We start from the raw sequence: 22,216 nt of genomic DNA, 5'->3' as shown, positions 1-22,216 counted from the left end.
GCCGCCATAGCCTCAAGCTGATGGCGGCCGGGCTCACCATTCCAGCAGATCGAAGAAAGCGCGGGCGGCCTCGTCGCCGCCCAGCACGGCGGCGGCGGCGCGGACGGCGGCCTCGCGGTGCCTGGGGCGCAGCTCGCCCTCGTCGTCGCACAGATCGTCGCCGGCGTCTTCATGGACACCGCCCACGGCCGCCAGCACGGCGGCCAGCGTGCGCAGGTCGGGCGCCAGCCATTGCGCATCCCAGCGGCCCGCGCCATGCAGCGCGTACAGGACGCGGCCGGTGGACATTTCCAGGATCAGCGGATCGGCGTGCTGGTCGGCGATGACCAGCCAGTCCTCGGGCCAGTCCGTAAGACGCTCGCCGCTGTTGCCGTCCCAGCGATAACCGGCCTGCCGGACCCACAGCTTGGCCAGCGGCACGAAACCCAGGGCCGTGCCGGGAATGGTCACGCCCACCGGGCCGACATGCTCATAGACCACGGGGCCCAGCGGCCCGACTTCGGCGTAGAACTCGGCCAGCGCCGGCGGCAGCGGAAACGGGCCGCGCCACTCGCCCGCGCCTTGCGGGCGCAGGTCGCCGAAACGAAGGAATTGGTCGCGGATGGGTGCGTAGCCGCTCATGCCTGCGCCGCCCGGCCGGGCGCGCCGCCGGCGGACGCGACGTCCGGCCGAGGCACGGCCGGACCATTGCCCTCGCCATGCATGGGAGAAGAAAAACCGACCAGCAACGACATGAGTGGCTTGGACATGGGAATCGTGGATCACCGGGGCCGAAGAGAATGCCGTATTGTCCCATGGCCGGGCGGGTCCACAACGGCGCGCTAGCGCGGCTTGCGCTGCTCGAACAGCCATTGGCGCCAGGCGCCGTCGGTGAACAGCTGCGGCGGCACGCGATGGTCCATGCCGACATAGGTGATGAACCGGGGCCGACCGCCGGCGGCGGCCAGTTCCTCGGCCCAGACCTGGGCGCCGACATAGGCATTCTCCTGATCGTAGTCGCCGTGGATCAGCAAGGTCGGCACATGCGCCACGGAACGCGCCAGGCTGCGCTCGGGCGGCACGCCCGACAGCGCGACCATCGCGGCGAACAGGCCGGGCCGGGCCACGGCGGCGTCCATCGCGGCGGACGCGCCCATCGAAAAGCCCAGCGCATAGACGCGGGCCGGGTCGATCGGATGGCGGCGCATCAGCTCATCCACCAGCGCCAGCACGTCGGCCAGCGGCGCCCCCGGCTGGGAAACGCGCAGGCCATGCGTGTCATTGATGTAGTTGGCGCTGCGGTCGCGCGTCTGCGGCACCACCACATAGGCCGGAAAGCTGCGTCGCACATCGGGCGCGGCCCACAGGCGCGTGAAGGCCGTCATGGGCTTGAGGTTGTCGTCGCCGATGCCGCCGGAGCTGTGAAAGAACACCACCAGCGGGTAGCGCTCGCCAGCCACCGGCCGGGCCGGCGCCAGCAGCCGGTACGGCATGTCGGTCTTGCCCGCATCGAACACCGCTTCGGAAAAGTCCTCCAGCGGCGCGCCGCGATATTGCTCCACCAGCGCCAGCTGCGCGGCCGTGGGCGCGTAGCGCTGCTGCGATTCAAGCACCTTGCCGGCCGCGGCCGCCGCGCCGCCGCCGGCGCATGCCAGGACCGCGCACAACGACGCGCCGGCCAGGCGCGCGCGCACGCGCATGCCGGCGCGCGCCACCGGCGCCGGCCGGCCGTGGGCCGATACAAGGAAGGGATCCAAGCGGTTCTCCGAGAGTTCGACGCGGACGCGATCCGCCTGCAGGCGGACGCGCGCAACCCGCGGGTAGCGCGGAAATTGTAGAAAGCCCGACCCGCCGCAATGTGAAAAACTGTGCGGATTATGTATGCCTTGTGTAGGCCGGCCGCCGCCTGCGCGGCGACGCTACTGGTAGCGTTCCCGGTAGCCCACCGGCGACATGCCGCAGTACTTGCTGAAGATGTCGCGGAACGCCTTGGTGTCGTTGTAGCCGACCTCGTACATGACCTCGGACACGCTCTTGCGCGAGTTTTCCAGCCGCTTCTTGGCCGCCTCGACGCGCACCCGCTGCACGTACTCGACGATGCTGTTGCCGGTGGCCTGGCGGAAGCGCCGCTCCAGCGTGCGCCGCCCCATCGCGTGGCGGTCGGCCAGCGCCTCGACCGTGATCTTCTCGGTATAGCGGCCCTCGATGTATTCCTGCACCGCGCGCACCGCCTGGTCGGCATGCGCCTTCTGCCCCATGAACACGGCGAAGGGCAGCTGGCTCTGCCGGCTCCAGTCCAGCTGGAAATACTTGGCGCACCAGATGGCGGTGTCGCGGTCGGCGTAGCGCTCGATCAGGTGCAGCACCAGGTGCGCGGCCGAAAAAGCCCCGCCGCTGGTGTAGATGCCCTCGCCGGCCATGACCACGCGGTCGCTGACCCACTGCACCTCGGGAAACAGCTGCGCGTACATGCCTTGCGCGGCCCAGTGCACCACTGCCTCCTGCCCGTCGAGCAGGCCGCCCGCCGCCAGCAGCGCCGCGCCCATGCACAGGCTGGCGACCTCGCCGCCGCCCCGGTGGTGGCGCGCCAGCCATTCGATCAGCGCGCGGTTGTTCAGCACCACGTCCGACACCGAACCCAGCAGGGGCGGCGCAATGCAGATGTCAACAGCGCCGGCCTCGTCCAGCACGGCATCGGCCTGGACCGTGATGCGGCCGTCATCGAGCCGGACCTCGCGCGTGACGGCCAGCGTGCGCACGCTGAATCCGGGCGGACGTCCTTGCGCCGCCAGGTATTCGTTGGCCACCAGGAAGCCCTGCCTGGCGGTCTCCAGGGAAGCGATGTTCGCGCCCGTGGGCAGCAGGAAAGCGACATTTTTCATGGCGGAATCGTCCTGTTTTCTGGCGGCGGCGCGCGGCGTCCGCTGCGCGCCGCGCGGTATCCGGCACACCCGTTTTTACCCGGCAAAGAATACGCCGGAAGCCTGTCGCAATCCACCCGCAAGATTGTCGCAATCGCCTATCGGAAGCGCGCGCGGATCCCGATAAAGTGTTTCTCACCGGCTCGATGTCCGGACGGCGGAATCAGCGGCGCGCGGGCGGCGCGCCGCGTAGAACAACACCCTGCAATGGAGTCATCGATGGAAAAGTACATAGACGGTTACCTGCTGAGCGTGGCAACGGCCGAGCTGCAGGCGTACAAGAAAATGGCCGGACTGGCGCGCACCGTATGGCTGGAACACGGCGCGCTGGACTACCGCGAATGCCGCGGCGACGAACTGGACAACGAAGCCTTCGCCTCCTTCACCAAGGCCGCCGGCGCGGGTCCCGACGAAACCGTGGTGTTCGCCTGGATCCTGTTCGCCAGCAAGGCCGAGCGCGACCGCATCAACGCGCTGGCCATGAGCGATCCGCGTCTGGCCAACATGGAATGCGGAGGCATCTTCGATCCCAAGCGCATGTGCTGGGGCGGCTTCACGTCCATGATCGGAAGCTGACCGACACCCGCCGGCCCGAACGGGGCCTGCGTCACCGGCCTTTCCGGCCAAACACCCTGCCCGTCCGGAGATCCCGGCCGGCGCCCTTGTCCCTGGAGCAAACCCATGCCCACCCCCGCCACCCACGCAATTCCCCCCGGCATGCACACGCTGACCCCGCACCTGGTCTGCGAAGGCGCATCCGACGCCATCGCCTTCTACAAGAAGGCCTTCAACGCCGAGGAGCTGGCGCGCCTGCCCGGCGCCGACGGCAAGCTGATGCACGCCATGCTGCGCATCGGCGACTCCACCATCATGCTGTGCGACGACTTCCCGCAATGGGGCAGTCTGGGGCCCAAGGCGCTCAAGGGCTCGCCGGTCTACCTGCACCTGTATGTCAAGGATGTGGACGCGGCCATGAAGCAGGCCGTGGACGCCGGCGCCCAGGTCACCATGCCGGTGGCCGACATGTTCTGGGGCGACCGTTACGGCCAGCTGGTGGATCCGTTCGGCCACCGCTGGTCCATGGCCACGCACAAGCTCGACCTGACGCCGGAGGAAATCCGCCAGAACATGGAAAAGATGGGCGGCTGCGGCGGCCCGAAGTAGCGGCCGCGCTCAGGCCGGGTTCAAGCCCGGATACGGTCCGAGAAAATCCAGCTTGCCGATCTTCACGCCCTGGTTGCGCAGGATGCCGTAGGCGGTGGCGACGTGGAAGTAGAAGTTCGGCAGCGCGAAGCTCAGCAGATAGGCGTCGCCCTGGAACTCGGGCTTGAAGTCGCCGAACGACAGCGTGACCTTGCGGCTTTCGGCGCCGTCGAAGGCCTGCGGCGCCAGGCCCTGCAGATAGGCGATGGTGTCGGCCACGCGCTGGCGCAGCTGCGCCAGCGTGGTTTCATCGTCGGGAAACTTCGGCGCCTCGATCCGCGACAGACGCTGCGCGGCGAACTTGGACGCGTCGCTGGCGCGCTGGATCTGGCCAGACAAAGGATACATGTCCGGCGCCAGCCGGGCGTTGACGAGTTCGGCGGGATCGATGCCGGCTTCGCGGGCATGCGACTCGGCTTTTTCCAGCAGCGCGGCCAGCACATTCAGGCCGCGGACGAATACAGGCACCGAAGCCTGGTAGAGAGAAAGGGACATGATGGGACGTTCCAACGGTGTGCTTGCGACCGCCCGCCGCGACGGCGGCGGGGCCTCGGGAATGCCGCGATCTTACCGTCGCCCACGCCAACCTGGCCCGCGCCCGGCCTGGACATCACCATTCCCGATCCGCGAACAATAGCCGCTTGCGCCGGTCGCGGCTACAGGGCCGGCGGCGTGCCGCGCCGCTGTGCCTGGAAGAAGCGCCAGATCAGCGCCGATGCGTCCGGCCCGCCCCTGCTGTGGTATCTCACGGCCGGATCGCCGCCGCTCCAGGCATGCTCGACATGCGTGATCTCGCACAGCCGCACCACGGCGCGGCGGTCCTTCAGCATGTCGACCCGGCGATAGGATTTGTCCGTGCCCAGCCCCAGTACGCGCTCGACCGGAACATCCTGGGGGTGCAGGCCATTGAGCAGGCGGAACTGGTCGAACAGCTGGCGCGCGTTGCGCGGCGCCACGGCGGGATCGAGCTGGCCCTGCAGGATGATGGCCGGCATGCCCAGGCGCAGCGCGGCCGGATTGGCCACGCTTTCCAGCAGCGGACGCAGGGGCTTGAGCGCGCCCCGGCGCATGGTTTGCAGGCCCGCGGCGGCGCTGTGCGCGTCGCCCGTCACCGGGCCGGAATGCATGGCCAGCGCCGCCACCAGTTGCGGATGCCGCAGCGCCACAAGAGCCGCCATGCCGGCGCCCGCCGACAGGCCGGCGATGTACACGCGCGTCGGATCCAGGCCATGACGCCCCACTTCCGAGCGGACCAGCGCGGCGATCAGGTCGGCCTCGCCGCCGCCGTGCAGCGCGTCGGGCTGGAACCAGCGCCAGCAGCGCTGCACCTGCCGGGCCATGGACTGCTGCGGGTACAGCACCATGAAACCGGCCGCGTCGGCCCACTGGTTCATGCGCGAACCCTGCGCGAACGACAGCGCGGTCTGGCGGCAGCCGTGCAGCATGACCACCAGCGGCATGCCCTGGCGCGGCACGCCGGGCGGAATGTAGCGGGCGAAGGCGAGACGCCGGCCCAGGCCGTCGGTGAACTGGCGCGAGGCCTCCCAGCGGCCCAGGCCCAGCGAGGGCGAGGCGCCGTCGCGCGAGGCATTGGCGCTGCGCCTGGCCGCCGCCCGGCGCGACGCGGCGGCGCGCTTGCCGGAGGCGCCGGGCACGGCCAGGTTCAAGGCCGCGCGCTGGATCCTGCCGAGCTTTTTCGCGGCCTTGAAAAACAGAGTGGAAAAACTGCGCGCCATTGTCAGGCCTCGGCCAGTTGAACCTTGCTTGCCCCAAGACGACGTCCCGATACCACCTGGCCGCAGCTGCACGGCCCGCCGACTGCCTCATCCGCCGGGCGACGGATGCCGGATTTGCTGCGTGTGCTCAGTAACGGCCCGCCCGGGCCGACATCGCGGCGCCGCTGGTGAACAGCTCCAGACAGGACAGCAAGGCGATCGCGATGGTGACGATGGAGAGCGCCTTGACGATCTTGTTGGTGTCCGGCCGGGTCAGCATCGCGGTCATGCGCGTGACGATGTAAGCCCCAACCATAATGCCGATGACAGGAATCATAGGTGCCCCCCGGAACATGCGATAGCGTTTGATTGAGCGGGCGCCGAGCGCGCCGCCGCCGGAAACGGAAAAATCGGCCAGCAGCGGCGCCAGTCGCCTGTCCGGGCCGATTATTTGTGCGGATCAAATGTATCACACAGTAACCGCATGGAACCCATATCCGAAACGTAACCGACGGCCCCGCTTGCCGAAAATCAAGCCGATGGAACACGCCTCGCCGTTACAGGAGGCGGCGCTTGAGCCGCCGCCGCAAAACGCCTAAGGTGGGAGCCCCGATTCCCCACACTCCGCCACGGACGCTCCACCGCATGTTCCCCAACGACCGCCCCCAGACCCTGGGCGAAGAAATCGCCAACGCCGTCAGCCACGGCCTGGGCGCCGCCTGCGCGGTGGCCGCCGCCCCCATCCTGATCGTCGCCGCCACGCGCCAGGGCGACGCGGCCTTCATCGCCGGCGCCGCCATCTTCGCCGCGACCATGGTGCTGCTGTACCTGGCGTCCACCATCTACCACGCCCTGCCGCTGAACCGCGCCAAGCGCCTGTTCAACGTGCTGGACCACTCGGCCATCTACCTGCTGATCGCCGGCACCTACACCCCCTTCGCGCTGGGCGCGCTGCGCGGGCCCTGGGGCTGGACGCTGTTCGGCCTGGTCTGGGGCCTGGCCCTGCTGGGCGTGGGACTGAAGGCCAGCAAGCGGCTGAACCGCCCCGCCATTTCCACCGGGCTGTACCTGGCCATGGGCTGGCTGGTGCTGATCGCCGTCAACCCGCTGATCGAGCGCGTGCCCGAGGGCGGGCTGTGGTGGCTGGTGGCCGGCGGCCTGGCCTACACCGGCGGCGTGGTGTTCTTCGTGTTCGATTCGCGCTGGCGCTACGCGCATTTCGTCTGGCATCTGTTCGTGCTGGCCGGCACCGCCTGCCACTTCTTCGCCGTCCTCTGGTACGCCAAGGGTTGACATCCCCCCCGAAGCGCTGACGCGCCCCCCCAGGGGCATGCCTGCGGACCGGCAAAGCCGGCTCCGCGGCATCCCGCTGAAGCAGCACCTCCTGCGTGCTATGGAGGGTCCGAGTCGGTGCGCAGGTAGGCGGAGGGCGCCGCGCCCAGCACGCGCCTGAACATCGTTGAGAACGCGGCCGGGCCCTGGTAGCCGAAATCCAGCGCGATGACGGTGACGGGATCGCCCGCCGCCAGCCGCGCCAGCGCCAGCACCACGCAGGCGCGCTGACGCCATTGGGCGTAGGACATGCCGGTGTGCTCGCGGAAATGGCGGCTGAAGCTGCGCGGGCTCATGTGCAGCCGCCCGGCCCAGTCCTGCGGCCGCGAGCGGATGTCCGGCGCCGCCATGAAGGCCTGGCACAACGCCCCCAGCCGCGCGTCGCGCGGCAGCGGGATGTGCAGCGGCAGCGCCGGCGCGCGGTCCACCTCGTGCAGCAGCAGTCGGGCCAGCGCGCCGTCGCGCCCTTCCCTGTCGTACTGCGCCGGCATGTCCACGGCCGCCAGCAGCAGCTGGCGCAACAGCGGCGACACCTCCACCACTTCGCAGGCCCGTGCGTCCGCGCGCGCCGCGCCCGGCTCGATGTAGGCGCTGCGCGTGCTGACCCCCAGCATCCGCACCTGGTGCGTGACGCCGGCCGGGATCCAGACGGCGCGCTGCGGCGGCACCACCCAGCCGCCATCCTCGCTCAGCACCAGCATGACGCCGGTGGCGCCGTACAGCAGCTGCGCGCGCCGGTGCGCGTGCGCGTCCAGCAGGTGTCCGGCCGGATAGTCGTTGCCGATGGCGACGAGCGCGCGGTCCAGGGCGTCATGCAGGTCGATATGGGTATTGCGCATGCGGGCGTCCTCCCGTCTGCCCGCAGCGGGCAGCCACGGAGGCTGTTCGGGAGTTGGCTGAAACTCGAATATTACTGTCTTCATTTCGAAAGCCGGCCAGGGCGGACGCCGCTATCGTGATCCCATCATCATTCTTCGCAGGAATCGCGGCATGTTGTATCTGGTCCTGGCCCTGTTCGGCGTCCTCAGCGGCGTCACCACCGTGTTGTTCGGCTTCGGCGGCGGCTTCGTCGCCGTACCGGTGCTGTATGCCGCCCTGCGGGCCGGCCACGCGGCCGACGATCCGGCCGCGCTGGCCGCCATGCACATCGCGGTGGCCACGTCCACCTGCGTCATGATCGTGAACGCCGCGGCCGCCACCCGGCGCCATCAGAAGGCCGGCAACATCCTGCGCGCCTATGTCTGGCCGCTGGCCGGCTACATCGCCGTGGGCGCGGCGCTGGGCGCGCTGGCGGCGATGCGGATCGACGGCGGACTGGTGCGCCTGGCCTTCATCGCCTACCTGGCCGTCACGCTGGCCGACTGCTTGCTGCGCCAGGGCTTCCTGGCGCATGACGGCGGCGGCCAGCCACGCCCGCTGGGCGGCGCGGCGACGGCGGGCGGCGGCCTGGCGATCGGCGCGGTGGCGGCCTTCCTGGGCGTGGGCGGCAGCGTGATGACGGTGCCGCTGCTGCGCCGGCGCGGACTGCCGATGGCGCAGGCCGCGGCCATGGCCAATCCGCTGACGCTGCCCGTGGCCGTGGCCGGCACGCTGGCCTATGTCGTCGCCGCCCGCGACCTGCCCGCCGGTCTGGCGCCGTGGATGGCCGGCTATGTGGACCTGCCTGCCTTCGCCCTACTGTCACTGGGATCGCTGGTGGGCATCCGGCTGGGCGCGCCGCTGATCCCGCGCATCCCCGACCGCCTGCACGCCCGCGCCTATCTGGTGCTGCTGGCGCTGGTGCTGCTGGGCATGCTGCTGGCCTAGGAACGCCGGTCTGCCACGCCCTTGCCTTTCCGGCGACCGAAAACCTGCATGGCTCGCTAGCCGGCAACGGCCGGCGACGCCGCATAGACATCCGGGCGGTGCAGTTCCATGTAGCGTTCGGGATGCTCGGGCGCGGTGAAGCCCAGCGGCGCGTAGACGCCATGCGCGCTGGTCGTCACCAGCACGATGCGCCGCAACGCCGCCACAACCGGATCGTCGAACACGTGGCGCATCAGCTCGCGCGAATAGCCCCGGCCCCGGCAGTCCGGCAGCACGAACACATCGCACAGATAGGCGAAGGTGGCCTCGTCCGTCACCAGCCGCGCGAAGGCCACCTGGCGTCCGTCCAGGTAGGCGCCGTAACAGCGCGAGCCGGCCAGCGCGCGCTCCAGCGTGTCCCGGGGCATGCCGCGCGCCCAGGGCGTCTGGTCGCGCAGGAAGGCGTGGATCATGTCAACGTCGAGTTCGGACTTGTCGGTGGAAATGCGCAGCGCGCTCATGGACGGCATGGCCTCGGTTGGAAGGGACGGCCCCAGATTATGGCGCGGCCGCACACGCAAGGAAACATGGCGGCCAGCAGCGCCTACCAAATCGCGCAAAACGTTTCCGGCGCCGTCCCAGGGCGCGCCCTGGGAGTCGCCGCGACCTTGCGGTGGCTCGCCGACACAGGAAAACACATCGGGAAACTTGAGGCCGGCCGGCGTGCTTTGCCATCATGGACCCGTATCCATCGGGATGCCCCGACGGGGCTCCCCTTTGGCCTGCCACGCTTTACGCATCACAAGGAGGTCCCCATGCAGCGATCCCCCAGCACGTTCCTGTACGCAGCCCTGCTGTCCGCCGCCCTGGCCGCGCCGGTCCTGGCGCAGCAACAACCTCCAGCCAGCCAGACGCCATCGCCGATGCAGGCGCCGGCCGTGCCGCAGCCGTCCGACCAGCAGCTGCAACGCTTTGCCTCGGCGTCGCAGAAGGTCTCGGGCGTCGTGGACGAATATCGGCCCAAGGTCGAATCGGCCAAGACCGACGAGGCCAAGCAGAAGCTGGTCAAGGAAGCCGACGAGAAAATGGTGCAGCTGGTGCGCGCCGACGGCCTGACCGTCGACGAATTCAACGGCATCAGCCGCGCCGTGCAGCAGGATCCGCAATTGCAGCAGCGCGTGTCCAAGCTCAATCCGTCCGGCAAGACGCGCTAGCCTGCTGTCCCGCCGATCCGCCATGCCGGCGGATCGGCGTAACGCGCTATCCTTGGGGTCAGGATTTCCGTCCCGCCATCGCAAGGAGCGCATCGCCTTGAATCCCGATCTCACCCTGTACGACCTGGCCGGCGCCGACGCGTCGCTGCGGTTCAGCCCGCATTGCTGGAAGATCCACATGGCCCTGGCCCACAAGGGGCTGTCGGCCGCCACGGTGCCGTGGCGTTTCACGGACAAGGAAGAGATCGCGTTCTCCGGCCAGAAGCTGGTGCCGGTGCTGCTGCACGACGGCCAGGCGGTCAGCGATTCCTGGCGGATCGCCTGCCACCTGGAAGACGCCTTTCCCGACCGCCCCTCGCTGTTCGGCGGCGAGGCCGGCCGCAAGCTGAGCCTGTTCGTCAACAGCTGGAGCGACGCCACGCTGGTGCCCATCCTGGCCCGGCTGCTGCTGCCGTCCATCCACGCGCTGATCCACGAGAAGGACCGCGACTACTTCCGCGTCACGCGCGAAAAGCGCTTCGGCCCGCTGGAGGAGCTGCCGGCCGGCTATGCGGCGCAGATCGAGGCGCTGCGCGCCGCCCTGCAGCCGCTGCGCCTGACGCTGGCGCGCCAGCCCTACCTGGCCGGCGACGCGCCGGCCTATGCTGACTACGCGGTGTTCGGGATGTTCATGTGGGCGCGCTGCGCCAGCGCGCAGGAACTGCTGGCGCCGGACGACGCCGTCCATGCCTGGCGCGAACGGCTGCTGGACGCGCACGGCGGCCTGGCCCGCGCCGCGCAGGCGGCCCCCACTCAGGCTTGAACACAAGCCGCCCGATCCCGCACCGCCCGGCTCAGGTCTTGAGCCGGTACCCGGTCTTGAAGATCCAGCGCACGCAGACCAGGCACAGCGCCAGGAAGGCCAGCGTCATGCCGGCGCTGACGCCCACGCTGACATCGGCCACTCCGTAGAACGCCCAGCGGAATCCGCTGACCAGGTAGACCACGGGGTTCAGCAGCGTGACGCTCTGCCAGAACGGCGGCAGCATCTTGATGGAATAGAAGGTGCCGCCCAGGAAGGTCAGCGGCGTGATGATCATCAGCGGGATGATCTGCAGCTTCTCGAAGCCGTCGGCCCAGATGCCGATGATGAAGCCGAACAGGCTGAACGTGACCGCCGTCAGCACCAGGAAGCCCAGCATCCAGAACGGATGCGCCACGCCGAAGGACACGAACAGCCGCGCCGTGGCCAGCATGATCAGGCCCAGCAGGATGGACTTGCTGGCGGCCGCCCCCACGTAGCCGGCCACGATCTCCACGTAGGAGATCGGCGCCGAGTGGATTTCATAGATGGTGCCGGTGAAGCGCGGCATGTAGATGCCAAACGAGGCGTTGGCGATGCTCTGCGTCAGCAGCGCCAGCATGATCATGCCGGGCACGATGAAGGCGCCGTAGCTGACGCCGTCGATCTCGACCATATGCGAGCCGATGGCCGAGCCGAACACGACGAAGTACAGCGCGGTGGAGATGACCGGCGAGGCCACGCTCTGCATCAGCGTGCGCCAGGCGCGCGCCATTTCGAACTTGTAGATGGCGAGGATGGCGTGGAAGTTCATGATTGCGCGTGCACCAGGCTGACGAAGATCTCCTCGAGCGAGCTTTCGGAGGTATTGAGGTCGGTGAATTCGACGCCGCGCTCGGCCAGGGCGCGTAGCAGCAGCGAGATATCGCCGCCGTCCTGCTTGCCGTAGGTATGGACCAGCTTGCGGCCGTCCTCGGCCAGCTCCAGCGCATAGGCCTCCAGACCGGGCGGCACGGCCGCCAGCGGCGTCTTCAGCGTCAGGGCCAGCCGGCGCTTGCCCAGTTTTTCCATCAACGCGTGCTTTTCCTCGACCAGGATGATCTCGCCCTTGCGGATCACGCCGACGCGATCGGCCATTTCCTGGGCTTCCTCGATGTAGTGCGTGGTGAGGATGATGGTCACGCCGTTCTCGCGCAGCCGCCGCACCATGTCCCACATGCCGCGCCGCAGCTCCACGTCCACGCCGGCGGTGGGCTCGTCCAGGAACAGGATCTGCGGCTCGTGCGACAGCGCCTTGGCGATCATGACGCGCCGCTTCATGCCGCCGGACAGCGCCATGATGCGGTTGTCCTTCTTGTCCCACAGCGACAGGTCGCGCAGGATCTTCTCGATAAGGGCGGGATTGGCCGGCTTGCCGAACAGCCCGCGGCTGAACGACACCGTGTTCCACACGCTCTCGAAGGCGTCGGTGGAGATTTCCTGCGGCACCAGCCCGATCTTGGCGCGGGCCTTGCGGTAGTCGGCGACGATGTCGTGGCCGTCGGCCAGCACCCGGCCCTCGGTGGCGTTGACGATGCCGCAGATGATGCTGATCAGCGTGGTCTTGCCCGCGCCGTTGGGCCCGAGCAGGGCGAAGATCTCTCCGCGCCGGATTTCCAGGTCCACGCCCTTGAGCGCCTGGAACCCGGATGCATATCGCTTGGACAAGCCCTGGACTGAAATGACCGGCTGCACGGACGCCCCGCTGGATGGTTTGGAACAGCGGGGATTTTACCTGCCGTGGGATACGACCTTGTCAGCGGGAGCGGAACGCTATGTTCGCGGCCGCTGGCCAATGGCGGGCGGCAAGGACCTGCCGGGCGGCCGCGGATCGGGCCGGCGCCGCCAGCCCGGCGCTTGCGTTCAACGCCCCCAGCGCAGCACCAGCGGGTCCAGCCTGCGCGCGATCGCCAGCAACTGCCGGCGCGTCTCGGGATGCAGCGGCGGCCAGGGCGCGCGCGGGGCGTCGCAGGCGATCACGCCGCCCTCCTTCATCAACGCCTTGGCGGCCAGGAAGCCGGCCTGGCGGTTCTCGTGGTTGATCAGCGGCAGCCAGCGCTGGTACTGCGCGTAGGCGGCCTCGACATCGCCACGGCGATGGGCTTCGATGATGGGCCGGATGCCGTCGGCATAGCCGCCGCCGGTCATGGATCCGGTCGCGCCGGCCTCCAGGTCGGCCAGCAGCGTGATGGCCTCCTCGCCGTCCCAGGGGCCCTCGACCGCCTCGCCGCCCAGCGCGATCAGCTCGCGCAGCTTGCCGGCGGCGCCGGCCGTTTCCATCTTGAAGTACGAGACCTGCTCGATCTCGCGCGCCATGCCGGCCAGGAAGGCGGGCGACAGCGGCGTGCCGGCGGCCGGCGCGTCCTGGATCATGATGGGAATGCCGATGCGGTCGGACACGCCCTGGTAGAAGGCGCGCACCTGCGCCTCGCCGAAGCGGAAGGTGGCGCCGTGGTACGGCGGCATGACCATGACCATGGCCGCGCCCATGTCCTGGGCGCGGCGGCTGCGCTCGGCGCAGACGCGGGTGCTGGCGTGCGTGGTGGTGACGATCACCGGCACGCGGCCGGCCACGTGTTCCAGCACCGCGCGGGTCAGGATCTCCCGCTCCTCGTCCGAGACCAGGAACTGCTCCGAGAAATTGGCCAGGATGCACAGCCCGTCCACGCCGGAATCGATCATGAAATCGACGCAACGCCGCTGGCTGGCGAGGTCCAGCGCGCCGTCCTCGCCGAAGGTGGTGGGAACGACGGGGAAGATGCCGCGATAGCGCGGGTTGGAAAGTCCGGGCATGGCGGCCTCACTCGGTGATGCGGAACTGGTCCAGGAACTCGGTCTTGAGCGTCAGCCCCAGGCCGGGCCTGGCGTCGTCCAGGTCGATGAAGCCGTTGCTGGCCGTGGGCTCGCCGTCAAAGATGTAATAGAACAGCTCGTTGCCGACCTCCACGTCGAACATGGGGAAATACTCGCTCATGGGCGAGGCCAGCGTGCTCATGGTCAGGTGATAGTTGTGCATCTGGCCGGCGTGCGGAATCACCGGCACGCTATGGGCCTCGCACAACGCATTGATCTTGTGCGCGGCGGTGATGCCGCCGACGCGGTTGGTGTCGTACTGCGCCACCGAGATGGCCTTGCGGTCCAGCAGCTGTTTGAAACCATAGAGCGAGAATTCGTGCTCGCCGCCCGAGATGGGAATCGAGCCCATGCGGTTCAGCTCGGCATAGCCGTCGATATCGTCCGCGATCACCGGCTCCTCCAGCCAGCGCGGCTCGAACTTCTCCAGCTTGGGCAGCATGCGCTTGGCGTATTCCAGGTTCCAGCCCATGTAGCACTCCAGCATCAGGTCGGTGTCGTAGCCGATCACCTCGCGCACGGCCTCGACCGATTTCAGGTTCTCGGCCACGCCGTGCTGCAGATGCGCCGGACCGTAGCCGAAGCGCATCTTGAAGGCGCGAAAGCCCTGGTCCAGATAGGTCTGCGCCTCGCGCTGCATGGCGTCGAGATCGCCGCGATAGAGCTTGGAGTAGTAGCAGGGAATCTTCTCCTTGGTGCGCCCGCCCAGCAGCTTGAACACCGGCTTGCCCACGGACTTGCCCAGGATGTCCCAGATGGCCAGATCCACCGCCGAGATCGCCGCCATGGCCACGCCCTTGCGGCCCCAGGCGTGGGTGGCGCGGTACATGCGCTGCCACAGGTATTCGTAGTCCCAGGGATCGTGGCCGATGACCAGCGGCGCCAGGTACTGGTCGACGATAGCCTTGGCGATGCGCGGCGCCAGCGCCACGTTGCCGAGGCCCACGATGCCGTCGTCGGTCTCGATCTCGACCACGGTCCAGCCGTGGAAGCGGAAGGTGCTCATGGTTTCCTGCGGCGAATACAGCAGGTCCATGGCGTTGGAGCAGAAATTGCCTTGCGGCGGCACGGTCTTGCCGGTCCATTCGTAGACGCGGGCGCGCACGGATTTGATTTTCATGAGGGGATTCCTGAGGCGTGGGGAACGGCGCGCGGACCGCGCCGGAATGTCTGGATACCGGTTCAGGCCCGGGCGGCGCGCGCCGCGCGGTGCGAACGACCCATGCGGCAGGCCACGTTGAAGGCCTGCCATGTGGCCGCGTCGCTCGCCCTGCCCTGGCCGGCGATGTCGTAGGCGGTGCCATGCGCGGGCGTGGTGATGGGAATGGGCAGCCCGCCCTGCACCGTCACGCCGCGCGAGAAGCCCAGCAGCTTGATCGCGATCTGGCCCTGGTCGTGATACATGGTGACGATGGCCTGGAACTCGCCGGCCTGGGCCTTCAGGAAGATGGTGTCGGCCGGAAACGGCCCCTGCACCGGCAAGCCTTCCTGGTTCAGTTCGCGCACCGCCGGCGCGATGATGTCGACTTCCTCGCGGCCGCAGGTGCCGCCGTCGCCGCCATGCGGGTTGAAGGCGGCCACGGCCACGCGCGGCTCGGGCACGCCGCTGGCCTGCAAGGCGCGGTGGATCAGCCGGGCGGCGTCCTTGATGCCGGCCACGCTCAGCGCGGCGGCCGCGTCCTTCAGCGGGATGTGCGAGGACACGCGCGAGGTCCACAGATCGCCGAGCGTGTTGAACTCGCAGAAGTAACCGGTCACGCCCAGGTATTGGGCGAAATGATGCAGTTCATCGTCGTGGCGCAGGCCGCCCAGCTTCATGGCGTGCTTGTTCAGCGGCGCGAAGCAGATGGCGTCGACGTGGCCGGCCAGCGCCGCGTCCATGCAGGCGTCCAGCGCGCGCAGCACCGATGCGCCGCCGGCCGCGCCGGCCTGGCCCGGGCTGACGTCGCCGGGCCGCACCGTGTCCATCGCCAGCCAGGCGGCGCGGCCGGTGGCGGGCCGGCCGCGCACGGCGGCGAAGCTGTCCACCGGATCGAGCGCCACGCGCACGCCGGCGATCCGCTGTCCCGCTTCCCACAGCCAGGGGTCGCCGGCCAACACGATGTTGGCCAGCTGCGCGGCCTGCGGCCGCGCCAGCAGGCGGGCGATCAGTTCCGGGCCGATGCCAGCCGGGTCGCCCAGCGTCAGGGCGACGACGGGCAGGTCCTGCGCCGGCTGGCCGGCGGTTCGATGCTGCGGATGCATGATGGTCTTCACTCGACGGAAATGTGGTTCTTCTTGATGATCGCGGCGTAGCGCTGGTTCTCGGCCTGATGGAAGCGGGCGAACTGTTCCTGGCTCATCGGGCTGACGTCGGCGCCGATGGCCTGCAGGCGCGCGCGGGTGTCGGACAGCGCCAGGATGGCGTTGACCTCGTCGTGCACGCGGCGCTGGATCGCGGCGGGCGTGCCGCTGGGCATGTAGATGCCATACCAGGCGCTCATCTCCACGCCGGGCACGCCGGCCTCGGCCATGGTGGGCACGTCGGGCAGCTGCGGATTGCGGGCGGCGCTCAAGACCGCCAGCGCCCGCACCTTGCCGCTCTTGATGTGCGGAATCACCGAGGACGCGGTCTCGAAGGCGATCTGCACCTGGCCGCCCATCAGGTCGACCATGGCCGGGCCGCTGCCGCGATAGGGAATGTGCGTGATCTGCACGCCGGTGGCGTCCTTGAACAGCTCGGCCGCGATGTGCTGGGTGCTGCCGGCGCCGCTGCTGGCGAAGTTGTACTCGCCCGGCTTGCCCTTGAGCAGCGCGATCAGTTCCTGCACCGTGCGCGCCGGCACCTGGTTGTTGACGACCAGGATGTTGGGCACCGCGCCCACGAACACCACCGGCGTCAGGTCGCGGTCGTTGTCATAGCCCAGCTTGAGCAGGTGCGGGGCGATGGCATGGGCGGTGGACACGCCCATCACCATGGTGTGCGCGTCTCCGGATTTGGCCGCGAGGTCGGCGGCCAGCGTGTTCGAGGCGCCCGGCTTGTTCTCCACCACCACGGTCTGGCCCAGCCTCGGACCCAGCTTGTCGGCCACCGCGCGCGCCATGGCGTCGGTGCCGCCGCCGGGGGCCGATCCCACCAGCAGCCGCAGCGGCTTGACGGGCCAGTTGGCGTCCTGCGCCAGGGATGGGCCCGATGCCGCCAGGCACAGGGCGCCCGCCGCGATCGCGGCCAGCAAACGGGTCTTCATGCTTGTCTCCTTGGGGGCTTTGCGCCATTCCGGGTTCGTGCCCGGCGGCTTGTTTTGATGCAGCCATCTTAGGGAGCCGATTCGTTTCCGTAAAATGAAACTTTGGCACCAACCGTTCACTCCAGGCGATCAATCATGGAACGAGCCCTGAATGCCCCCGCCCTGCTGGCGCGCCTGCGCATGCGGCAGATCGTGCTGCTGCTGGCCATCGAGGAACGCGGCACGCTGCGCGCGGCGGCGGCGGCGCTGAACATGACCCAGTCGGCCGCCAGCAAGATGCTGCACGAGCTGGAGCAGGCCATCGGCCAGCCGCTGTTCGAGCGGGTAGGCCGCGGCCTGGCGCTGACGGCGGCGGGCGATTGCGTGATGGGTTATTTCCGCGGCATGCGCGGCACGGTGTCCTCGCTGGCGCGCGAGCTGGAAGAGCTGCGGCTCGGCAGCGCGGGCAAGCTGTTCATCGGCAGCATCATGGCCGCCTCGCCCGGGCCGCTGACCGACGCACTGCTGCGGCTCAAGCAGACCTATCCGCTGCTGGCGGTGGAGATTTCGACGGGCACCAGCGACCTGCTGATCGGACGGCTGAACGAGGGCCGGCTGGATGTGGTGATCGGCCGCATGCTGACGCTGCCGCCGCGCGACTATGTGTTCCGCCCCATCGGCGACGAGGCGCTGTCGGTGATCGCGGCCGTCGACCACCCCCTGGCCGGACGCGCGCGCGTCAGTTTCGAGGCCTTGCGGGAGTATCCGTGGATCCTGCAGCCGCAGGGCAGCCCGATGCGTGACGTGATCGAGCAGGAATTCCGCTCCCATGACGCGGCCACGCCGCCGGGCCTGATCGAGTCGGCCTCCATCCTGACGACCACCAACCTGGCGATGAAGTCGACCATGCTGGGCGTGATTCCGGAGTCCGTGGCCAGCCGCTACGCGGCCCACGGCCTGCTGGCCATCCTGCCGTACCAGATCCGGCACGCGCTGACGGCGTTCGGCAGCATCGTACCGCGCGACCGGCCGCTGAGCGCGCCGGCGCGTCATTTCGTCGAGCTGCTGCACGAGGCGGGCGCGGCGGCCTAGGCCGGCCCTGGAGCGTGTTCAGACCGGAAATGGAGCCTGGGCCGCCCGCCCCGCCGCCATTACAGCTCGTCGTCTTCCCTGGGCTTGGGCATCAGATAGGCCGTGAGCGCGCTGGACAGCCCGGCCATCACCCACAGCACGAAGAAGGACACGGTGTAGAAGCCGGTGCGCCCGGTGGGCACGTGCCCGAATATGGCCACGTCCAGCGGGTCGATCAGCGCGAAGATCAGCGCGCTACAGGCTGCCGCCGCCAGGAACGACGGCCACAGGATCCACATCAACGATCTCAGGCCCATGCGTGCCCCTCCTTTGTCTTACGGGTTGGACCGGACGGCCGCCTAACGCGCCGCCCCCGCTCCCTGGTGCTCGATGACCAGCCCGCGCTTGACCAGCCCTTCTTCCTGGATGGGCTGGTTGCTGAACTGGGTGAAGGCGAAATACATGGTGATGAAGCAGCCCAGCATCGCCAGGAACGGGCCGGCCATCAGGAACCAGGGCCAGAATTCACGGTACCAGGGCTTGGCGATCGTGGCGGTAGTCATAGCGTGTCCTTTGATCCTTGCGCGGGTCCATGCCGCGCTCAGTTGGGAATGTAGAAGCTGGCGGGTTCGTCGGTCTCGATGCCGCGATTCTCGCCGTCCTGGGCGCGGGCGTGCAAGGTGATCGGATGCGCGCCGGGCTTGCCGCCCGCGGGTACGCGGATCACCATCGGCACCAGCTTGTTGGCGGCGGCCTCGACCTCCACCACGTCCGACGCTTCCTGGCCGGCCAGCACCGCCAGTCCGGGCAGGCCCTCGGCCGACAGACGCAGGCGCAGCGGCGAGTCCGACGTATTGATGATCTGCAGGCGGTACACGTTCTCGATCAGTCCGCCGGCCACTTCGCGGCCCAGCACGCCACGATCGCGGATCACGTCCACGCGCAGGGGATTGCGCATGGCCAGCGAGGCGATGAAGGCGATGACCAGGATCAGGATCAGCGTGCCGTAGACCAGCACGCGCGGACGCAGCAGGTGCGAGCGGGCGCTCTTGGTCGACAGGCCGTCCAGCATGGCGCGCTCGGACGTATAGCGGATCAGGCCCGGCTCGTACTGCATCTTGTCCATCACCTGCTCGCAGGCGTCGATACAGGCGCCGCAGCCGATGCACATGTATTGCAGCCCTTCGCGGATGTCGATGCCGGTCGGACAGACCTGCACGCACAGGCTGCAATCGACGCAGTCGCCCAGGCCGGCGGCCTTGTGGTCGACCTTGCGCGAGCGACCGCCTCTCGGATCGCCGCGACGCTTGTCATAGGTGACCACGAAGGTGTCCGGATCGACCATCACGCTCTGGAAACGGGCGTAGGGACACATGTACTTGCAGACCGACTCGCGCATGAAGCCGGCGTTGCCCCAGGTGGCGAATCCGTAGAACACCATCCAGAACCACTGCCAGGGACCAAGCTGCAAGGTGAACAGTTCATGTCCCAGTTCGCGGATGGGCGCGAAGTAGCCGATGAAGGTCGAGCCGGTCCACCAGGCCAGCGCGATCCACAGGAAATGCTTGGTGATCTTCAACCGCGCCTTGTGCCAGGACCAGGGCGACTCGTCCAGGCGGATGCGGGCCACGCGGTCGCCTTCGACCTTGCGCTCGATCCACATGAAGATCTCGGTGTAGACGGTCTGCGGACAGGCGTAGCCGCAGAACAGCCGGCCGGCCACGGCGGTGAACAGGAACAGCGCCAGCGCCGAGATCACCAGCAGCACCGCCAGGTAGACCACGTCCTGCGGCCACAGCACCAGGCCGAACAGGTAGAACTTGCGCGCGCCCAGGTCGAACAGCACGGCCTGGCGGCCATTCCATTGCAGCCAGGGCAGGCCGTAGAAGATGAGCTGGGTCAGAAAGACGAAGGCGATGCGCCAGCGCGCGAACAGGCCGCTGACGGATCGCGGGTAGATCTTGCTGCGCACGCCGGCCAGGGCCTGTTCCAGCGTTTCCTGGCCGGGACGCGGCGGCCGCACATGCGGCCGCCAGGGCGGCGGATCGCCGCCGGGCGGCGTGCTGACGGTTGCGGTTGACCCATCGTTTTTCATCGCAGGGCCGCCCCAAGATGAAACGCGCCCCCCTCGGGGGGGCAGCAAGCGCACAACGCGCGCGCGGCGTGGGGGGTCATCTTCATTTGCTGCTCCGTACTCATCAAGTCCACGTCGCCTGAGAGAAACGCCGTTTCTCTCAGGCTCTATGCCACATACAGGTCCGCGATCAGCGGGCCGCCGTCTTCTCGGCCGCCTGCGGCTTGGCGTCCGGCTTGTTGGACAGGCCCCACACCCAGGCCGTCAGGATCTTGATCTGGTCGGGCGTCAGCACGTCCTCATGCGCGGGCATGCGGTTCTGGCGTCCTTCCAGGATGGTCTGCACGATGGTCGCTTCCGAGCTGCCATAGAGCCAGACTTCGTCCGTCAGGTTCGGCGCGCCCAGCGACTGATTGCCCTTGCCGTCGACACCGTGACAGGCCACGCAGTAGTTGGCGAACTCGCGCTTGCCGCGGAACACGCGCACCGGATCGGCGGTCAGGCCCGACAGCGAGCGCACGTATTGCGCGATATCGCCGGCCGTCTTGGGATCGATCACGCCCTTCCACGGGGGCATCACGCCGATGCGGCCCTTGGTGATGGTCTGCATGATGGCTTCGGGAGAGCCGCCGTGCAGCCAGTCGCCATCGGCCAGGTTGGGGAAGCTGGGGCCGCCCTTGGCGTCCGAGCCGTGGCACTGTGCGCAGGTGTTCAGGAACAGGCGCTGGCCGATCTCACGCGCGCCGGGGTCGGCGGCGATCTGCGGCACGGTCATGGTCTCGAAACGCGCATAGATGGGGCGCACCGCCTCGGCCAGCTTGGCCTGGTTGCGCGCCACTTCCTCGGCGCTGCTGTAGCCCAGCGAGCCCTTGTATTCGCCCAGGCCCGGCATGAAGAACAGGTAGCCCAGCGCGAACACGCAAGCCAGCAGGTACATCCAGGTCCACCAGCTGGGGACCGGGTTGTTCAGCTCGGTCAGGTCGCCGTCCCAGACATGGCCGGTGTCCTCGACCTGGCCGTTGGCCGGCTTGGTGCTGAGCCAGCGACGCTGCGTGTACAGCAGCCACACGCACCAGACCACGCCGCCCACGGCGACGACGGAGATGAAATACCCCCAGAAGCCATTGACGAAATCGCTCATGACCGATTCGCTCCATCTTGTTGTGCCGGCCCGAATTCATCGGGCAGCGCGAACGGCAGCATCGCCGATTCGCTGTTGGCGCTCTGGCGGCCGCGCGAGCAGGCCCACCAGACGATGCCGAAAAAGGTTGCCATCGAGATGGCGGTGACGATTGCGCTGATGTAGGCCATGATCAGCCTCCCGAGGCCGGCTGGGCGGCCGGCTGCCTGGCGGCGTCGACGGCCTTCTTGGCGGCTTCCTCGGCGGCGGCGGCCTTCTTGGCCTGCTGCGCCTTGCGCACGCCCACGCCCAGCCCTTGCAGGTAGGCCACCAGCGCGTCCTCTTCCGTCTTGCCCTCGATGGCCTTGGGCGCGGCGGCGATTTCCTCGTCGCTGTACGGCACGCCCACCAGGCGCAGGGCGCGCATGCGGTCCTGCACGTTCTGGCCGGTGATCGAGGTCTTCTCCAGCCACGGATAGGCCGGCATGTTGGACTCCGGCACCACCATGCGCGGGTTGCGCAGGTGGATGCGGTGCCACTCGTCGGAATAGCGCTCGCCCAGGCGCGCCAGGTCGGGACCCGTGCGCTTGGAACCCCACAGGAACGGATGGTCGAACACCGATTCCGAGGCCAGCGAGTACGAACCGTAGCGCTGCACTTCGGCCGCCAGCAGGCGCACCTGCTGGGAATGGCAGCCGACGCAGCCCTCGCGGATGTAGATGTCGCGGCCCATCAGGCGCAGGGGGCTGTAGGGCTCGACGCCCTCGGCCGCCTGCGTGGTGCTGTGCTGGAAGAACAGCGGGATGATCTGCACCAGGCCGGCGAAGGACACCACCAGGATGCTGGCGATGATCATCCAGCCGATGTTCTTCTCGAGCGTCTGGTGGGAAAAGAAGCCGTGTTGCTTGTTGGCCATGATGTCC

At 68.6% G+C, this 22,216-nt stretch carries 28 protein-coding genes; 7 read left to right on the top strand and 21 right to left on the bottom strand.

Features of this window, described 5'->3' with window-relative positions; translation table 11 throughout:
- Positions 1-33 precede the first annotated feature (33 nt).
- The 4 genes from C2U31_RS16455 to C2U31_RS16445 all read right to left on the bottom strand — a co-directional run bounded on the left by C2U31_RS16455 (position 34) and on the right by C2U31_RS16445 (position 2,861).
- The gene (locus C2U31_RS16455; protein ID WP_199770834.1) at positions 34-621 is read right to left on the bottom strand and encodes a hypothetical protein; all 588 of its coding nucleotides are present in this window, start codon (positions 619-621) and stop codon (positions 34-36) included.
- On the bottom strand, positions 618-749 hold the full coding sequence (locus tag C2U31_RS31135; protein WP_255414582.1) for a hypothetical protein: 132 nt from the start codon (positions 747-749) through the stop codon (positions 618-620). Before C2U31_RS31135 ends, C2U31_RS16455 begins: the two co-directional genes overlap by 4 nt.
- Before the next feature lie 72 nt (positions 750-821).
- Positions 822-1,736: a PHB depolymerase family esterase gene (locus C2U31_RS16450; protein ID WP_103273737.1), complete on the bottom strand. Its 915-nt coding sequence runs from the start codon at positions 1,734-1,736 to the stop codon at positions 822-824.
- A 162-nt stretch (positions 1,737-1,898) separates the two neighbouring features.
- A complete protein-coding gene (locus C2U31_RS16445) occupies positions 1,899-2,861 on the bottom strand; it encodes a GlxA family transcriptional regulator (RefSeq protein WP_103273736.1) in 963 nt (320 codons plus the stop codon).
- Positions 2,862-3,119: 258 nt separating this feature from the next.
- On the opposite strand from C2U31_RS16445, the gene C2U31_RS16440 reads away from it, so the two are divergent.
- Together C2U31_RS16440 and C2U31_RS16435 are read left to right on the top strand one after the other, a co-directional pair.
- A complete protein-coding gene (locus C2U31_RS16440) occupies positions 3,120-3,476 on the top strand; it encodes a DUF1428 domain-containing protein (protein WP_103273735.1) in 357 nt (118 codons plus the stop codon).
- 105 nt (positions 3,477-3,581) lie between these two features.
- Positions 3,582-4,064: a VOC family protein gene (locus tag C2U31_RS16435; protein ID WP_103273734.1), complete on the top strand. Its 483-nt coding sequence runs from the start codon at positions 3,582-3,584 to the stop codon at positions 4,062-4,064.
- Positions 4,065-4,073: 9 nt separating this feature from the next.
- Here the strand turns inward: C2U31_RS16435 and C2U31_RS16430 are convergent, their stop codons facing one another.
- From C2U31_RS16430 to C2U31_RS16420, 3 genes are all read right to left on the bottom strand, one after another.
- Entirely contained in the window at positions 4,074-4,598 is a 525-nt protein-coding gene (locus C2U31_RS16430) for a DUF1993 family protein (RefSeq protein ID WP_103273733.1), read from the bottom strand.
- A 161-nt stretch (positions 4,599-4,759) separates the two neighbouring features.
- A complete protein-coding gene (locus C2U31_RS16425; RefSeq protein WP_103273732.1) occupies positions 4,760-5,839 on the bottom strand; it encodes a PHB depolymerase family esterase in 1,080 nt (359 codons plus the stop codon).
- Positions 5,840-5,966: 127 nt separating this feature from the next.
- Entirely contained in the window at positions 5,967-6,155 is a 189-nt protein-coding gene (locus tag C2U31_RS16420) for a hypothetical protein (RefSeq protein WP_103273731.1), read from the bottom strand.
- Between the two features lie 308 nt (positions 6,156-6,463).
- On the opposite strand from C2U31_RS16420, the gene C2U31_RS16415 reads away from it, so the two are divergent.
- Positions 6,464-7,111 (top strand): hemolysin III family protein, encoded by a 648-nt coding sequence (locus tag C2U31_RS16415; RefSeq protein WP_103273730.1) that lies wholly within the window; start codon positions 6,464-6,466, stop codon positions 7,109-7,111.
- 98 nt (positions 7,112-7,209) lie between these two features.
- Here C2U31_RS16415 and C2U31_RS16410 read toward each other — a convergent pair whose 3' ends face one another.
- Positions 7,210-7,989, bottom strand: coding sequence for a helix-turn-helix domain-containing protein (locus C2U31_RS16410; protein ID WP_103273729.1), 780 nt, complete (start codon positions 7,987-7,989; stop codon positions 7,210-7,212).
- A gap of 151 nt (positions 7,990-8,140) precedes the next feature.
- Between C2U31_RS16410 and C2U31_RS16405 the strand changes: the two genes are divergently transcribed.
- On the top strand, positions 8,141-8,956 hold the full coding sequence (locus C2U31_RS16405) for a sulfite exporter TauE/SafE family protein (protein ID WP_103273728.1): 816 nt from the start codon (positions 8,141-8,143) through the stop codon (positions 8,954-8,956).
- Between the two features lie 56 nt (positions 8,957-9,012).
- Here the strand turns inward: C2U31_RS16405 and C2U31_RS16400 are convergent, their stop codons facing one another.
- A complete protein-coding gene (locus C2U31_RS16400) occupies positions 9,013-9,456 on the bottom strand; it encodes a GNAT family N-acetyltransferase (protein ID WP_103276409.1) in 444 nt (147 codons plus the stop codon).
- A 294-nt stretch (positions 9,457-9,750) separates the two neighbouring features.
- Here C2U31_RS16400 and C2U31_RS16395 point away from each other — a divergent pair, with 294 nt between their 5' ends.
- Both C2U31_RS16395 and C2U31_RS16390 read left to right on the top strand, forming a co-directional pair.
- The gene (locus C2U31_RS16395) at positions 9,751-10,149 is read left to right on the top strand and encodes a DUF4168 domain-containing protein (RefSeq protein WP_103273727.1); all 399 of its coding nucleotides are present in this window, start codon (positions 9,751-9,753) and stop codon (positions 10,147-10,149) included.
- A gap of 97 nt (positions 10,150-10,246) precedes the next feature.
- Positions 10,247-10,951, top strand: a complete 705-nt coding sequence (locus tag C2U31_RS16390) for a glutathione S-transferase family protein (RefSeq protein WP_199770833.1) — start codon at positions 10,247-10,249, stop codon at positions 10,949-10,951.
- A 31-nt stretch (positions 10,952-10,982) separates the two neighbouring features.
- Here the strand turns inward: C2U31_RS16390 and C2U31_RS16385 are convergent, their stop codons facing one another.
- From C2U31_RS16385 to C2U31_RS16360, 6 genes are all read right to left on the bottom strand, one after another.
- Complete coding sequence (locus C2U31_RS16385) at positions 10,983-11,744, bottom strand: ABC transporter permease (protein WP_103273725.1); 762 nt, start codon at positions 11,742-11,744, stop codon at positions 10,983-10,985.
- Complete coding sequence (locus tag C2U31_RS16380; RefSeq protein ID WP_103273724.1) at positions 11,741-12,664, bottom strand: ABC transporter ATP-binding protein; 924 nt, start codon at positions 12,662-12,664, stop codon at positions 11,741-11,743. The genes C2U31_RS16385 and C2U31_RS16380 overlap by 4 nt, the downstream gene beginning before the upstream one ends.
- 168 nt (positions 12,665-12,832) lie before the next feature.
- Positions 12,833-13,762, bottom strand: a complete 930-nt coding sequence (locus C2U31_RS16375; protein WP_103273723.1) for a dihydrodipicolinate synthase family protein — start codon at positions 13,760-13,762, stop codon at positions 12,833-12,835.
- A gap of 7 nt (positions 13,763-13,769) precedes the next feature.
- Entirely contained in the window at positions 13,770-14,942 is a 1,173-nt protein-coding gene (locus C2U31_RS16370; protein WP_103273722.1) for an L-rhamnonate dehydratase, read from the bottom strand.
- Positions 14,943-15,004: 62 nt separating this feature from the next.
- Positions 15,005-16,066, bottom strand: a complete 1,062-nt coding sequence (locus tag C2U31_RS16365; RefSeq protein WP_103276408.1) for a 4-hydroxythreonine-4-phosphate dehydrogenase PdxA — start codon at positions 16,064-16,066, stop codon at positions 15,005-15,007.
- A gap of 8 nt (positions 16,067-16,074) precedes the next feature.
- On the bottom strand, positions 16,075-17,049 hold the full coding sequence (locus tag C2U31_RS16360) for a tripartite tricarboxylate transporter substrate binding protein (protein ID WP_103273721.1): 975 nt from the start codon (positions 17,047-17,049) through the stop codon (positions 16,075-16,077).
- Between the two features lie 135 nt (positions 17,050-17,184).
- Between C2U31_RS16360 and C2U31_RS16355 the strand changes: the two genes are divergently transcribed.
- Positions 17,185-18,120 carry a LysR family transcriptional regulator gene (locus C2U31_RS16355; protein ID WP_103273720.1) on the top strand — a complete coding sequence of 312 codons (936 nt, stop codon included), beginning with the start codon at positions 17,185-17,187 and terminating at the stop codon, positions 18,118-18,120.
- Between the two features lie 59 nt (positions 18,121-18,179).
- Here the strand turns inward: C2U31_RS16355 and C2U31_RS16350 are convergent, their stop codons facing one another.
- From C2U31_RS16350 to ccoO, 6 genes are all read right to left on the bottom strand, one after another.
- On the bottom strand, positions 18,180-18,416 hold the full coding sequence (locus C2U31_RS16350) for a hypothetical protein (protein WP_103273719.1): 237 nt from the start codon (positions 18,414-18,416) through the stop codon (positions 18,180-18,182).
- 42 nt (positions 18,417-18,458) lie between these two features.
- On the bottom strand, positions 18,459-18,662 hold the full coding sequence (locus C2U31_RS16345) for a FixH family protein (RefSeq protein WP_103273718.1): 204 nt from the start codon (positions 18,660-18,662) through the stop codon (positions 18,459-18,461).
- 38 nt (positions 18,663-18,700) lie between these two features.
- Complete coding sequence (ccoG, locus tag C2U31_RS16340) at positions 18,701-20,194, bottom strand: cytochrome c oxidase accessory protein CcoG (protein WP_103273717.1); 1,494 nt, start codon at positions 20,192-20,194, stop codon at positions 18,701-18,703.
- A 169-nt stretch (positions 20,195-20,363) separates the two neighbouring features.
- Positions 20,364-21,314 (bottom strand): cytochrome-c oxidase, cbb3-type subunit III, encoded by a 951-nt coding sequence (ccoP, locus tag C2U31_RS16335; RefSeq protein WP_103273716.1) that lies wholly within the window; start codon positions 21,312-21,314, stop codon positions 20,364-20,366.
- On the bottom strand, positions 21,311-21,487 hold the full coding sequence (locus C2U31_RS16330) for a CcoQ/FixQ family Cbb3-type cytochrome c oxidase assembly chaperone (protein WP_103276407.1): 177 nt from the start codon (positions 21,485-21,487) through the stop codon (positions 21,311-21,313). The genes ccoP and C2U31_RS16330 overlap by 4 nt, the downstream gene beginning before the upstream one ends.
- Complete coding sequence (ccoO, locus tag C2U31_RS16325) at positions 21,487-22,209, bottom strand: cytochrome-c oxidase, cbb3-type subunit II (protein ID WP_103273715.1); 723 nt, start codon at positions 22,207-22,209, stop codon at positions 21,487-21,489. Before ccoO ends, C2U31_RS16330 begins: the two co-directional genes overlap by 1 nt.
- Positions 22,210-22,216 lie beyond the last annotated feature (7 nt).

The sequence above is a fragment of the Achromobacter sp. AONIH1 genome (genome assembly GCF_002902905.1).
In the GTDB taxonomy this organism is placed as follows: Bacteria; Pseudomonadota; Gammaproteobacteria; order Burkholderiales; family Burkholderiaceae_B; genus Achromobacter.
The sequence above is the reverse complement of the archived record's forward strand: the minus strand, read 5'-3'. Positions and strand labels throughout refer to the sequence as shown.

Excerpts from the sequence above, each read along its gene's own strand:
- C2U31_RS16430 (WP_103273733.1), bottom strand. The coding sequence starts at position 4,598 with ATGTCCCTTTCTCTCTACCAGGCTTCGGTGCCTGTATTCGTCCGCGGC.
- C2U31_RS16405 (WP_103273728.1), top strand. The coding sequence starts at position 8,141 with ATGTTGTATCTGGTCCTGGCCCTGTTCGGCGTCCTCAGCGGCGTCACC.
- C2U31_RS16415 (WP_103273730.1), top strand. The coding sequence starts at position 6,464 with ATGTTCCCCAACGACCGCCCCCAGACCCTGGGCGAAGAAATCGCCAAC.
- C2U31_RS16455 (WP_199770834.1), bottom strand. The coding sequence starts at position 621 with ATGAGCGGCTACGCACCCATCCGCGACCAATTCCTTCGTTTCGGCGAC.
- C2U31_RS16425 (WP_103273732.1), bottom strand. The coding sequence starts at position 5,839 with ATGGCGCGCAGTTTTTCCACTCTGTTTTTCAAGGCCGCGAAAAAGCTC.
- ccoP (WP_103273716.1), bottom strand. The coding sequence starts at position 21,314 with ATGAGCGATTTCGTCAATGGCTTCTGGGGGTATTTCATCTCCGTCGTC.
- C2U31_RS16445 (WP_103273736.1), bottom strand. The coding sequence starts at position 2,861 with ATGAAAAATGTCGCTTTCCTGCTGCCCACGGGCGCGAACATCGCTTCC.
- C2U31_RS16360 (WP_103273721.1), bottom strand. The coding sequence starts at position 17,049 with ATGAAGACCCGTTTGCTGGCCGCGATCGCGGCGGGCGCCCTGTGCCTG.
- C2U31_RS16400 (WP_103276409.1), bottom strand. The coding sequence starts at position 9,456 with ATGAGCGCGCTGCGCATTTCCACCGACAAGTCCGAACTCGACGTTGAC.
- C2U31_RS16365 (WP_103276408.1), bottom strand. The coding sequence starts at position 16,066 with ATGCATCCGCAGCATCGAACCGCCGGCCAGCCGGCGCAGGACCTGCCC.
- C2U31_RS16355 (WP_103273720.1), top strand. The coding sequence starts at position 17,185 with ATGGAACGAGCCCTGAATGCCCCCGCCCTGCTGGCGCGCCTGCGCATG.
- C2U31_RS16385 (WP_103273725.1), bottom strand. The coding sequence starts at position 11,744 with ATGAACTTCCACGCCATCCTCGCCATCTACAAGTTCGAAATGGCGCGC.
- C2U31_RS31135 (WP_255414582.1), bottom strand. The coding sequence starts at position 749 with ATGTCCAAGCCACTCATGTCGTTGCTGGTCGGTTTTTCTTCTCCCATG.
- ccoG (WP_103273717.1), bottom strand. The coding sequence starts at position 20,194 with ATGAAAAACGATGGGTCAACCGCAACCGTCAGCACGCCGCCCGGCGGC.
- C2U31_RS16435 (WP_103273734.1), top strand. The coding sequence starts at position 3,582 with ATGCCCACCCCCGCCACCCACGCAATTCCCCCCGGCATGCACACGCTG.
- C2U31_RS16420 (WP_103273731.1), bottom strand. The coding sequence starts at position 6,155 with ATGATTCCTGTCATCGGCATTATGGTTGGGGCTTACATCGTCACGCGC.
- C2U31_RS16395 (WP_103273727.1), top strand. The coding sequence starts at position 9,751 with ATGCAGCGATCCCCCAGCACGTTCCTGTACGCAGCCCTGCTGTCCGCC.
- C2U31_RS16375 (WP_103273723.1), bottom strand. The coding sequence starts at position 13,762 with ATGCCCGGACTTTCCAACCCGCGCTATCGCGGCATCTTCCCCGTCGTT.
- C2U31_RS16440 (WP_103273735.1), top strand. The coding sequence starts at position 3,120 with ATGGAAAAGTACATAGACGGTTACCTGCTGAGCGTGGCAACGGCCGAG.
- C2U31_RS16370 (WP_103273722.1), bottom strand. The coding sequence starts at position 14,942 with ATGAAAATCAAATCCGTGCGCGCCCGCGTCTACGAATGGACCGGCAAG.
- C2U31_RS16350 (WP_103273719.1), bottom strand. The coding sequence starts at position 18,416 with ATGGGCCTGAGATCGTTGATGTGGATCCTGTGGCCGTCGTTCCTGGCG.
- C2U31_RS16345 (WP_103273718.1), bottom strand. The coding sequence starts at position 18,662 with ATGACTACCGCCACGATCGCCAAGCCCTGGTACCGTGAATTCTGGCCC.
- C2U31_RS16410 (WP_103273729.1), bottom strand. The coding sequence starts at position 7,989 with ATGCGCAATACCCATATCGACCTGCATGACGCCCTGGACCGCGCGCTC.
- ccoO (WP_103273715.1), bottom strand. The coding sequence starts at position 22,209 with ATGGCCAACAAGCAACACGGCTTCTTTTCCCACCAGACGCTCGAGAAG.